8 protein-coding genes are annotated in these 13,177 nt (G+C 39.6%); 1 reads left to right on the top strand and 7 read right to left on the bottom strand.

The features are described 5' to 3' along the window. Positions 1-217: 217 nt before the first annotated feature. A complete protein-coding gene (locus BP549_RS11375) occupies positions 218-1,252 on the bottom strand; it encodes a methionine synthase (RefSeq protein WP_292376754.1) in 1,035 nt (344 codons plus the stop codon). 168 nt (positions 1,253-1,420) lie between these two features. Continuing rightward, positions 1,421-2,467 (bottom strand): methionine synthase, encoded by a 1,047-nt coding sequence (locus tag BP549_RS11370; RefSeq protein ID WP_292380659.1) that lies wholly within the window; start codon positions 2,465-2,467, stop codon positions 1,421-1,423. Positions 2,468-2,793: 326 nt separating this feature from the next. Here BP549_RS11370 and BP549_RS11365 point away from each other — a divergent pair, with 326 nt between their 5' ends. Further along, a complete protein-coding gene (locus tag BP549_RS11365; RefSeq protein WP_292376752.1) occupies positions 2,794-4,506 on the top strand; it encodes an asparagine synthetase B family protein in 1,713 nt (570 codons plus the stop codon). A gap of 68 nt (positions 4,507-4,574) precedes the next feature. Here BP549_RS11365 and BP549_RS11360 read toward each other — a convergent pair whose 3' ends face one another. From BP549_RS11360 to BP549_RS11340, 5 genes are all read right to left on the bottom strand, one after another. Then, positions 4,575-4,985 (bottom strand): hypothetical protein, encoded by a 411-nt coding sequence (locus BP549_RS11360; RefSeq protein WP_292376751.1) that lies wholly within the window; start codon positions 4,983-4,985, stop codon positions 4,575-4,577. Between the two features lie 231 nt (positions 4,986-5,216). Continuing rightward, positions 5,217-6,926 (bottom strand): arginine--tRNA ligase, encoded by a 1,710-nt coding sequence (gene argS / locus BP549_RS11355; RefSeq protein WP_292380656.1) that lies wholly within the window; start codon positions 6,924-6,926, stop codon positions 5,217-5,219. A gap of 130 nt (positions 6,927-7,056) precedes the next feature. Continuing rightward, entirely contained in the window at positions 7,057-8,304 is a 1,248-nt protein-coding gene (prf1, locus tag BP549_RS11350; RefSeq protein WP_292376749.1) for a peptide chain release factor aRF-1, read from the bottom strand. Positions 8,305-9,011: 707 nt separating this feature from the next. Next, on the bottom strand, positions 9,012-10,061 hold the full coding sequence (twy1, locus tag BP549_RS11345; protein WP_292380654.1) for a 4-demethylwyosine synthase TYW1: 1,050 nt from the start codon (positions 10,059-10,061) through the stop codon (positions 9,012-9,014). Between the two features lie 713 nt (positions 10,062-10,774). Then, the gene (locus BP549_RS11340; protein WP_292380824.1) at positions 10,775-12,874 is read right to left on the bottom strand and encodes a DNA-directed DNA polymerase II small subunit; all 2,100 of its coding nucleotides are present in this window, start codon (positions 12,872-12,874) and stop codon (positions 10,775-10,777) included. Positions 12,875-13,177 lie beyond the last annotated feature (303 nt).

Raw genomic sequence — 13,177 nt, 5'->3', positions numbered from 1 at the left:
CCTGAAAATCGAAATTTGCTATAAAAAGAGTTTATAAAAAATACCCCTCTATTTCCACTGTGCTTTGGCATCTGTCGGCTATTTTTCAAGAAATACAATTTTACTATGTAACTTCTACTGGAAGGAAAAACGAAGCCTAATTTCTCAGGCTATGGCCCTTTCAGGTTACGGATTTTCCAGATAAATTTCATATAAAAGCTAATTAAAGAGTTCAGGGTCAGAGAGATTCCCTGAAATCCTTTATACCCTGAGCTACATTGGAAAGCAGGATGAAAGCTATTCTCTGGTTGGGCCAGGAGCCAAGCCCGCAGTCAGGACCTACATACTTAATCAGATTGCCAAAACGCCTGTAATAAACCCTGAGTCTCTTAGTTATAGTAGCAGGGGTTTCAAGTCCGCTAACGATTTCCGGAAGATATTGTTGATCTTTCCAGACGTTAGTACAGTATCTTTCACTAAGGATTCCTGCAAGAGTATAAATATCGGTTCTCGCAATCCCAAGTCTCAGAAAAGAATCCGTATCTTCCAGAACTTTCTTATCTATTAATTCCAGGTAAGAAGGTGTGCCAGCGGATTCTACCCCTATAACGTTAATTGTAGGAGTTTCACAGGCAAGATTATAGTAAAGAGGAGAGTGAAGGTGAACCTCTACATCGGCTCCCCACTTACTGGCCGCTTTTGAAGCATTAGTAAGGGCAGAAATAATATCGTTTTCATCAAAAGCAAGCTCAGGGTTCAGCCCTATACTTGGTTCATCAATAGAAACCGTTGCGATCTTGAAATTTTTTGCAGATCTCATGGAATTTCTAACAAAATTATTCACGCTTTTTGCAAAAAGAGAATAGATGTCCGTATACTTTGTACCTCCAAACTCTTTCAGATAAAGTTCGGTGGGACCGGTTACACAGATCCTTACCTTCAGAGTCTCTCCAAACTTTTCCTTATAAGCTTTTGCAACCTTCTCTATAGCCTCAAGCTCTTCGATCCTGGAACACTCAAGTTTTACCTCAAAGGGGCTGTCACAGCAGTTAGAATCCCTGATCACCCTCAGGAACTGCTCATTCATATCCTGATACTGGGGATAGGTAGGAACATTCACACCTGCATCTATTTTTTGCTGAAAGGCATCATTGATTACCGTAAAGAGTTTCTCATCTTCGGTTCTCGTTTTAAAGGCATTTTGGACCCATTCCTTACTAACTCCTTCAGGAAGGGGATAACTCCCAATATCGTCAAAGATGATTTCTTCCATATCCTCTTAGTAGACCTTTAAGGATTTAGCGTTATTGGAAAACAGAATAAATATAAAAAAGAAAAAAAAACTAGAAAACTTAAATTTCACTCGACTATTCAATCTTTTAGGAGAAGATTATTTCGGAAAAATTATCCTTATTATTTAAGAGAGATTATTGCAAAAAAATTAGTTGCCCTCACTTTTCTTCTCCGCATTAAATTCATTAATGCCTTTTGCGGTATTCTCAAGAAGTTTGAAGGCAAGTTCCTGATCCGGCCAAAAAGCCAGTCCGCAATCCGGACTTGCATACTTTATCCGATCTCCAAGCACGGAATAAGCCGTTTCAAGCCTCTGTTTTACGACATTCGGAGTCTCAAGGTCAGTAACGATTTTTTGCATGTACTCCCTTTTCTTCCAGGCATTGACCCCATAAGTCTCATTGACAATGCCTATAAGGCTGGAGATATCGGTTCTTGAGACTCCAAGTCTGATGTAGGTGTTTGAGTCCTCAAGCACTTTTTTATCCAGAAGATTAAGGTAAGAAGGAGTTGCCGCATATTCAAAGCCTATAATATTGATAGGGGTCTCGCAGACAAGTTTATATTTTAATGGAGAATGAAGATGAATTTCCATATCTGTCCCTTGATTCCTGGCGTAGGTGGAAGCGACAGTGAGAGCAGAGATGATGTCAGTATCAGAAAACTGAATTCTGTCATTTATCCCGAGACTTGGCTCATCCAGGGCTATAACCTTTATTTTAAAGTGTTTCGCAGCCATAAACGCCTGTTTTATGAAATCTTCAAGGTCCAGTGCAAGGACATGATATGCATCTACATAATCCGTTGCCCCAAACGCCTGGAGGTAGAGATCTGTTGGGCCTGCAATACAAACCCTGACTTCAAGTGTTTCTCCTGTTTCTTCCCTGTACTGTTTTGCAACCTCGTCAATTATCTCCAACTCAAGGATCTTTGCATTTTCTTCTTTCAGTACATAAGGCTCATAACAGTTTTTTTCATCTTTTATAATATCCAGAAACTGCCCTATCATATCTCTAAACTGAGGATAAGTGGGTACATGCACTCCCACATCTATTTTCTTCCGGAAAGCCTCCTTTACCATAGAAAAAAGTTTCTCGTCCTCATCCCGGTTTTCAGCCGCGGTCTTTACCCATTCCCTTGTAATACCTTCAGGCGTGGGAAGACTGCCTCCATCAATAAAAATAACGTCCTGCATACCTGTTATTTAAGACAGTATCAAGTATTATAATTATTGGAAATCATCCTGTTCAATAACACAAGGTTATTATTATATTTTATAAAAAGGAATTTAAACAAATGAAGTATAGATTGGAGCTAATAAATAATATCATATTTACATAGATGTGTTTTCTGGCAAATAATTTCGATCAAAAATAAACCACAGTTTCTGACATATTGGATGGAAATTCTAAAATTAAAGATTATTCCACCTTAAGCGTTCGCTGTATTGTTTTAACATTTAGTTGAAGAAAAGTGTAGGAAAATATAAATTAATAAAGGGGTCAATTTTGGGGGTGTACAGTGAAAAATGAGGTAAGCTTACTTAATAAGCATTATACGTGGAAAAAAATAGAATTTAACGGAGTTACATATCATCTAAAAGGCAATGTATTTTTTAATAATAGACTCCTGAATCCACAAGAATTCGTTGAGTTAATATCGTCATTAATCTGTAAAGAAAATCACGGCCAGAAAAAAGAAATTGAAAATCTCCTTAAAGAGTTAAATGGAGAGTTTGCGATTGTAGCTGAGACTGAAAGTACGATATTTTGTGCTGTGGACAAACTAAGGAGTATTCCACTATTTTATACAATAGCAGAAGACACATTTATTGTGTCAGACAGTGCTTGCTATTTAAAAAGCAAAATTAATCAGCAACTTAATGAGGAAAATGCAGCAGAATTTATGCTTGTAGGCTATGTAACAGGGAGAGATACTCTCTTTGATAGCATAAAACAAATGAGAAATGGAGAAATCTTAAGTTATCAGAAAGAAAAGGACAGCCTTAAAACTTCCTACTATTTCAGATTTTTACATGGAAACTATTATGGACTGCCTGAAAAGAAGCTTCTTGAAATGCTGGATTCTGTCTTTATAAACGTTTTTTCGAGACTTATTGAAAGTACCATAAAACAGGGAAAACGGTTGGTTGTGCCTTTAAGTGGAGGACTGGATTCGCGTATTATTGTTACAATGTTAAAAAGGCTTGGAGTCAATGACGTTATCTGTATTAGTTATGGAAGAGAAGGTAATCGACAATCCATGATAAGTAAACAGGTAGCAAAAGCTCTTGGATATGAATGGTTTTTTGTAAAGTATACAGCTCAAAAGTGTCATGAATGCCGTAACTCTAAAGAAGGCAATTATTTCCAAGAATGGGCTGGGAACCTGTCATCTCTGCCACATATACATGATTTTGTCGCTCTCAAAGAACTGAAAAACCAGAGAAAAATTCCAGACAATTCCGTTTTTGTTCCAGGACACACCGGAGATGTGCTTTCAGGTAGTCATATTCCCAAGTCTTACCTCGACACCTCAATAAGATATGATTTAGAAACCTTTTTGGCAGATTCCCTGAGAATGCATTACAATCTTTGGAAATTACCCTATAACTATGAGCTTGAACCTATTTTTAAAGAAAAATTAAAGAACTTAATATTTGGACTGGAAATAAATGATAATGAAACCTGTGCAAATGCAATAGAATTTTTTGATTTTAATGAAAGACAGCCCAAATTTATTATAAATTCAGTCAGAACCTATGAGTTTTTCGGGTATGAATGGAGAATACCATTCTGGGACACCGAACTGATTAATTTTTATCTGAAAATACCAATAAAACACAGGGTAAATCAGGACCTTTACAAAAAATATGCAAGAGATTGGTTATTCTCAGGAGATTTCAGCATACTTAAAAAAATAGATTGTACTACCGATATTTTAAACCTTAAGCCTCTAGAGAAACGCTCAAAATATGAAAAACTACAGTACTATAGGACATTTATTCACAGCTATTATGACGAGAAAATAGATAACCCGATATGGGGGATGCACTTTGAAAATCCCTTAATCTCAAGGCTTCTGACAAAATTTTCCAGATATAAGAATAAGAATATTGAAAAATATCCAATGCTAAAAACTATAATAGAATATAGAAATGAAACAAAATATCCTATGTCAGTAAATGGGATAAGCACTCTAAGTTACCTATCAGGTATTAAGGAAAGAGCATGATTATAATGAGACAAATATAAAGTTTTACTGAGTAACTAAAGCAAAAAAATTCCCATTTTTCTAGATACTCAATAGCTTTTCTTATACTTCTTGAGAACCTTGCTATTTACTTCAAAAGCCTTTTCGTCAATGTAACCTTTTTCCTGAGCCCATTCAAAGAATTTTTCAAGGACTCTAGCGGCTGTACCCGTAAACTTCTTGCCTCCTCCGACTTCAACTACATAATCGTTGAGAAACTCCTTAATTCCGGATGGGGTGAGATGCTCAGGACCAAAAATGTCGCAATAGCTCTTGTTGTCATGTTCATTTCGGGCATTATAAATTTCTCTGTCTTCTTCAGAGAAAGAATCTTCAGCACTAAATTCCAGGAATTCTTCATAAAGAAGGATTACATCTTCAAGGTCCAAGAAGGCATCAGGTTTCAAGCTAGCTTCCTGCTCATTCAAGAATATCCGAAAAGCTTCGTTTATAGTGGTCATAATATCTGCATCAGTATTTGTAAACTATATTTTTTGCTGCAAAAGATTTTATATTTTTCTCAAAACCTCCTTTTCAGGAGCGGATAGATGATATTCAAAAAAGGAAGATTGAGGAGAAACAAAAAGAAAAGGGAAGAAGAGAGAAGGAAAGAGAATAAAAAGATAAAAAAGTTATTTTTATTTTTATCTCTAACTCCTTTTAATATGTCTATACAGACATTTATTTTTTACTTACATAGATTCGGGTGCTGCAATTCCAAGTGTATCAAGTGAGTTTGCAAGCACAATCTTTGCACAGTTCACAAGAGCCAGTCTTGCAGCCCTGACTTTCTCGTCCTCGGCAGCAATTACAGGGACAAAGCGGTAGAACTGGTTAAAAGCATCAGCGAGTTCACGGGCATAGATCGCAATCACGTGAGGTTTGAGTTCGCGGGCTGCAAGGTCGATTATACTGTCAAACGACCCCATCTTCTTGATAAGATCGATTTCAGTGTCCTCGACAAGCAGAGAAGGCTCGATTTCTGCAGAGGGATCCCAGGCTACTTCTTCTTTTGCTTTCTCGAGAATACTGCAGGCACGAGCATGGGAATACTGGATATAAGGAGCGCCCTGCTTCTCAAAGTCCAGAGCCTCTTTCCAGTTGAAAACCGTGGATTTTTCCGGGGAGACCCTTACAATATCATATCTTACCGCGCCTATTCCCACCATTTCTGCAACCTGCTTCTTGAATTCGTAAGAGGTCTCAGGACGACGAGTTTCGACCTGTTCGAGGGCTGCTTCCGTAACCCTGTCAAAGAGCTCATCTGCACTTATGAACTGCCCGCGACGGGTGCTCATTGAACCTTCAGGGAGAGAGACAAATTCAAAAATAACGACTTCAGGTTCCTTGACTCCGATTGCGTTCAGGGTGGCCCTTAGCTGGCCTGAAATCAGCTTGTGGTCAGCTCCGAAAACATCGATTATGCGGTCTGCCTGTCCGGCTTTCCATTCATGGTAAGCAAGATCTCTTGTCGTGTAAAGAGAAGTACCGTTTGAACGCTGGATAACAAGGGTCTTTTTAAACCCGTAGTCTGAAAGGTCTACCACAAGTGCCCCTTTGTCTGTTTTTGTCCTACCGGTCGCCTTGATCCTTTCGACAATGTCATGCACTGCCCCGGATTTAAGGAAACTAGATTCATTGACAAACTTATCATGGACAACATTTAAACGAAGCAGGGTCTCCTTAATTCCCGAGATCGCCAGGGAAACTGCGTTGTTAAAACTGTCGATTGTCCTGACATCCCCGGCTTCTACCTTTTCCATAAGAGAATCGATTTCCTTTACATAATCCGGATTTTTATCCAGCTCGACATTAGCTTTGATATACACATCAGCAATGGCAGAGTCGGGTTTTCTGGAAAGGTCAAGCTCAAAGCGTTCGCATGCCCAGGAAACTACTGCAATCTGGCGACCCATATCATTAACATAATACTGTACCTCTACATCATATCCTGCTCTCCTGAGAATGCGGGCAAGAGTGTCTCCGATAATGGAGTTTCGGATGTGCCCTACGTGTAAAGGACCATTAGGGTTTGCTGAGGTGTGCTCAAGTAAAATTTTATCCTTTGGGACTCCGCAGCCGAATTTCTCCTTTTCTTCAAGAACTGCAGTAACTGTCCTGTTCAGATAGTGCCTTCCTGCATGGAAGTTAATGTAAGGGCCAGAAGCACTTACCTCTCCTATGTATGAATTATCCGGAATTTCGATTGCAGAAACAATGCGGGTTGCAAGTTCTTTCGGGTTTTGCTTGTACAGACTTGCCAGCCTAAAAGCGGCCCTGCTTGCAAGGTCAGCGTAAGAAGAGGTTTCGAAATAAAGTTCGGAATCTTCAATTTCAAGTCCGACCTTTTGGATAGCGTCTTTTAAGATTGATGTAGCCTGAGCTTTTAATTCCAGGAACAAGATAAATCACCTGTAAAAACTACGAAAACAATATGATAACTTTAATTTACTAATTTTGATTCAGTGATCTAAGGACAGTCTGATTAAAAAAGTATTGGATAAAAAGTATTGGATAGGAGTCCGGATGAGATTAGACTCCAGTACTATACCTTAGAATTGCAGCAATGCCTCCGAAAGCGTTCATGAGTTGTGACCCTTCATCAAAGTCGGTAGACACGAAAACAACTTTTGCATTGCTTTTGTCAGCAAGGGCTGAGAACTCGTCAACGATATCGGTAACGTCCGTGACTTCAAGGGAAGCTCCACAGTTTGGACAATTCCCGGCTGTCGGGGCAGATTCTCCAGGTTTCCAGCGCCGTGTCCACTTATTTTCATATCCGCAAACACTGCACTTCGTGGTTACCCTTTCAGCCCGCAGATCTTCGGAAAGCAGGAGCACATCCACAGCGTTGATTTCAAGGTTTGCTCGTACCTGGGTCTCCCCATAGGCTACTTTACCTGAGTCGGAAATAAGTTCTTTGAAGAAGGCCCTGACAGCGTTCTTCTGCCCCATGAGTTCAAGATCCTGAAGCTTATCTGCGGCAGCATTCACAAGTTCCGAGAGCCCTGATTCGTCAGTATAAGCCGTATCAAAGAGCCCAAGGATCTTTCTCATAAGCTCGTGGTGCAGAAACTCTCCGGCATAGAACTCTTCCTTCGTAGGAGAAGGGCCTCCTATCAGGATACCTTTGAGATCTTTAGGCTCAACTGCTAGGAAAATATCATTTGCGGCGTCTCCTATCCTCTTATAGAATTCATGGATGGCAATTAGCCTGAGCTGCTGGAAACGATGAGAACTCTGACCACCTTTCCTCTGTTTTCCCGGAACTGTTGAGGTAAGGTTGCGAAAGGCCTCGATCCTTTTTCCGACCAGAAGCCCTACTGTGGCTTCCCTGCGGTCAAGCACCAGAAGCCCAAACGTGCCCTTATCCTTGAGCATATCCTCAAGAGGCTCAAGATAGAAAGAGGAGTCACAGTGATACTTATAAACAGTAATGGGTTCAGGAGGGACAATTACTTCGCTCTCCATACTCGTCTTGTTAGCTCCGATATCCACGGCCCCTGTGAAATAAACTATTCCGTTTTCAGGTACCTTGTCTAAATATCTGAGCCTTGAAAGGAGAGATTCAATGGCCCCCTGTACATTAGTCCTGGTAAGCTTAGACTTAATATTTGCAGCCTGCCCGTGTTCGTCTTTCAACTGGTTTGTAACGTCAAAAATCTGCTTGTCAGGAGGAATATAAAGCGAAATTAGCTCGGTACTTCTTCCTTTCTTATCCCTCAGGCTTTCAAGCTTCTTTTTAAATTCGTATTTTTCGTGTGCAGATTGTTCAGTCATTTTAAAAGTTCCCCATGAAGATAGCAAAATTCTGATATTTCTGGTAAATTTGAAATTGAATCCATTATTGAATTTGAGATTACCTTTTCGATTGAGATTAATAAATGTAAGGCAGATTAACTTGGATTAGTGAATAAGTTTGAACTTTCAATCAATTTGAACTCAAATTGTCTTGAGCTTAGAATCAATTTGAACTACGGAATTTGAAAACACATCTAAGAATCTCACTTTTGACATTTTAATTAGGAATCTTGGTAATTTTTGTTATTCAGTTCATCATTCGTTTAGCTTTTCGGTTAGCTCAACAAGGGTGATGAAAGATTTGATAACGACAAATCACACAGCGAGTTCAGTCTCGACCGAAAGCTGAATGTAAAAACCGCTTTGAACACGAAAAACTGAAAGTAAGAGTACGCTGTCAGAAAAACCGACATTCCGAAATTCCGGAAAAAAGCCAGTGCCTATAAGGCGTAAACTTGTTCGTTTTCATGTTCTGTTGATAACACTAGATGTGAGACATAATTTTACTCAAACTGTATATGACTATAAAACTGGATTAATCCATGCTGGAACTATATCCTAATTGAAACATGAGTTTATATTTGTTTCTATCCCCCGACTTAAATTATATATTTGTAGGTATATAAAAACCATTCTGTATACTCTGAGGTTAATTATTATTAGTACTAATGGTAGAAAACTTGAGTTTAATCAAGATAGAGAACCTTTTTGACAGAAGATTTATTTCTGTTGACAGGGGACTTTTTCCCATCCTTTGATAACAGGACTACCCTGCTAATTTCAGATTCGTCTGCGATTTCATACCCAATATGTTTTGCAAGTTCCTTTGAAAACTCTAAGACCTCTTCGTGAGTAGGCATTGCAGATCGGTCAAGCCTGAGCCTTGAAAAACCCAGATGCATATACGCTTTTATCTCCACAAAATCAGGAGAGGCTTTTTCCATTAGCTTGGCATAAGCCTCAGGCTTGAACAGGTTTTCACCTTTTACCAGGGTGGTTCTGATAACTGTCCTTGATTCTTTCTGTTTCATTAGGGACAGAGATTCATTGATCTTTTCCCATAGGGCAGGCGATCTGGGCTGGCAGACCTTAAGATAAGTCTCAAGATCCGGAGCATCGAGGCTCATGTAGAGCTGGGAAGGGGAAACTTTTGCAAGCATGTCGGGAACTGTGCCGTTTGTGACAAGAAATGTCGTAAAACCTCTTTTTTCGTACTCCTCGATAAGCTCCGGGAGATAAGGATAAAAGGTTGGCTCACCTGACAGGGAGATCGCAACATTGTTTGGTTCATTGCCCTCAAGCCAGCGTTCCTTAAGTGCATTAGGAGAACCGCCAAAGCCTGTAATTAACTTACGCTGGCAGACAATACTTTCTTCCACTATCTTCTCAGGTGAATCCCACTCCTCGGGCGCAGGAACAGGAACCTCAGTCGGGCGCCAGCAGAAAAGGCAACGTTGATTGCACATAAGCGTCGGAGTCATCTGAAGGCATCGATGAGACTGAACTCCATAAAACTTCGATTTATAGCAGAACCCCTGGTCATTCATAGCGTGTCTGAGCCAGAGACAGGTCTTAACGGCCGAGTGGCGGCCTGCCAAAGCATAGCCCTGCTTTTTCAGGAGAGTTTTGAAATCAGGAATGTCAAATGGAAGAACAGTAGATTCTCCTTCCAGATTTTCTTCCTGAATTTCCGGGAAATCTTTCCCGGCGTTTTCCTTTTTTTCTTCTAGCGGCATTTTTCGAATATTAAATCTTTGAGGTATATATAAGGATCGGAAAATAATTTTGGAGAGATTCAGAACTCTATACAAACCAACTGTAACCTGTAATAATTTAGATCTTACCAGAGGCTAAAAAAGTTCGACTCTCGATTAAGACTCAACTGAATCTTAATCAGTTGAATACAATTAATCTCAGATCTTGTCCGTGAGTTGTTGATTTTATTTGGAAAATCGGGCACATTCCCCACTTTGTGGAAAATGTATAGATATTCTTAAGCTTATGGTTTTCAATAACTTACGGACATGACCAGAAAAGAATTGTGTTTCTTTTCCAAAGTTGCTACAATATTCACATATTTTTGATAGATAGATGACGTTAATAAGCATTAACTAATATTTACGTAAAGTTATCCATATACTTTAATATTAGACTCCTCAAAAGATGATCAGTTTTTGAACATATATTAAGCCTTATTTACCTAATTAAACATAGCTTCAGTCCCTTCCCAATTAAATGTACTTTAATTGGACAAATAAGGTTTAATATCCCTTAAAAAACTCATCATTTTTCAAGGGGTCTAATATATAATAGTGTCCCTTCTGCAAAGATATATGCTATGATAAGCAAAATCATAACCTTAACACAAATATCTTTCAGTTCTGCATATTTATTAGACTACCTTAATAACTGATTTAGGGTAAGCTGAATAAACAAAATCCAATCAAAATCAGTCAAAAGCAAGAATTTTTACGTCAAAATTCTCTAAATCTACAATTGGGACTCTTGCAGGAACAGGCACCAGATTTACACGTTTTTGGAACTCTGTTTGGCCCTGCCAAGTTCCAGAATTGACCAGAAGGACGTTTTTATAACGTTGGACTCCAAGGGTGTGGACATGGCCTGTATGAATGATATCGGGCACAGGATCGATTATGAAATAATCCTTTTTCTCAGGAGATATGGAAACCCTGCTCCCATAGGTAGGAGCAAGGTGCCTGCGTTTTAGCATCTCAAGAACTGCACCCGCAGGTTCCTGATATGAGACTCCGGGGATGCTCGCCACAAGATCGTCAATCGACCTGCCGTGGTAGATAAGAATACGGACACCGTCAAGCTCCAGAAAAGCAGGATTACCAACAAAAACAATATTCTGAGGGAAATAAGCCTGAATATTTTCCGGCAGAGCGGGCTGGGGTTCTGCCTGGCGGACAGCATCATGATTTCCAGGGCTTATGATTACGCGAATGTGCTCGGGAATTTCCCTGAAATACTCGGCAGCTTTCCTATACTGTTCATAGACATCTAGAATTTCCAGTTCCATTTCTTGGTCAGGATAGATCCCTATTCCGTCAACAATGTCTCCTGCAACAACAAGATAACGAATACTGGCTGCAAGCTCTCGCATGCTTTCTGAGTCCGATTCTCCTTTCAAAAAATCCAGGAAATCAAGCCAGGCATCTTCCATAAACTGGGAACTACCCACGTGCACATCCGAAATCAGTACAGCTTTACCGTGGCTTCCGGTTCTGCGCTGGACATTATTCGGGATATCGGGTTGTATTAGCTTTGTGGCGAGCATGAGGCTTCCGTCATTTGTTACCGAACCCGTTACACCTATGATCTCATCGAGGAGAATTCTTGATGCAAATTCAAAAAGTTCTTTATCTGAATTCCGAATAAGAACTGGAAAAGAACCTGTCGGATCCTCTAACGAAAGAATTTTATGTCCATTTGTTGTGCTGCTGATGTCCGAAACCATGCCTATAATCGAGATTTCCTCAGAACCTCCGTCTCCTCCTCCTCGGCGAAAGCTTCTTCTTTTTAAGCTTTCGATGGGACGTGCATTGATCCTTCCCCGAATAATCTCTGAAAGCCTGCTGTATCTATCCCTGAAATACTGCACAAATTGCATGTATTCCCCTACACAGGTGGAATGCCCTGTTATATCGGAAAATACAGTCACAGGATTTCTGCCTGGATAGTGCTTGTATTCCTCGTTCTTAGAACCAGAAAGAAATCCGATTCCAGAAAAGGAGGAAGTTGACTCTTTCCTGAAAATTCTATTTGAAGGAGAGGGGGGAAGAGAGTTCCCTTGCCCAAAAAAAGAAGAAGATGACCTATTTATAGCCTGAGAGGGGAGAGAGGAGAAAGGCAGAGGCGCTGCCTTTACTGAAGAAAGGGAGGCAGAGGCTTCGTCAGATAAAACCACATTTGATTGAGTATCCGGAGTATTCAGAGTATTCGGAGTGTCTGGAGTATGTAAAGTGTTCAGAATATCCGGAGCTGGTTCATAAGCCATATCTGGAACCATATCCTGAACTGAAATAGAATCAGGAACAGAGTCTTGAAGTGATTTTAGAATCGACTCATGAGCTGTAATAACAACATCAGGCTCTGAGGAAAGAGCAGACTCTGAAAGAGAATTGGGCACTAAAAAGGAATCAGATTCAGATGATGGATTGCTTGGTATGGAAGAAAGTATGGGAGCCCCCGAAAGAATTTTCTTTTTCTCTGTATCAAGGGCATTTATTTTGTCCGAGGGGAACTCCCCTGCTAAAGTTTTGAAATCAGATTTTTTTTCATATTCTGTGTCATCAGGATTTTTTTCTTTCTTTGTATAATTCAGCGTTGAAGCCTTTCCGTAAGCGGCAAAGCCTTCAAAATCTATATGTTCGGTTCCTATGACAATAACAGAGTCATCTACAGTTGAGAGGATATATTTGAGCAGGTCTTCAGGAGAGTTACTGGAATAGATGAGCTCCACGGCTTCAGGGCTGATCTGATACTCTTTTTCCATAATAGCCCTTATAATATCCTTTCTTTCCATAATTCCAACCTGACCTTTCGAACTTATCTGAGCTCTTTCAAATCTTCGTGCCTGATCTGGCACTGTAACCGATTTCACTCAAGACTCGCAGAGACTAAAGCAAAAGCTGCTTAAAATATAAAAATTAATAAGATACGAAACTAATTTACTAAATTTACTTTGCTACCATAATAGAAGATTTTATGAAACCTTTGTATTCTCGATAGAATACTTATAGTTATTAATTCCTATCTATTGTAGAATGAGTATTAGTTCCTATTAATGTAGAATGAATCTGTTCATTATTTGTTTAAAAATTATAAA

Origin of the sequence: Methanosarcina sp. UBA289 (assembly GCA_002496565.1) — an archaeon.
In the GTDB taxonomy this organism is placed as follows: domain Archaea; phylum Halobacteriota; class Methanosarcinia; order Methanosarcinales; family Methanosarcinaceae; genus Methanosarcina.
The sequence above is the reverse complement of the archived record's forward strand: the minus strand, read 5'-3'. Positions and strand labels throughout refer to the sequence as shown.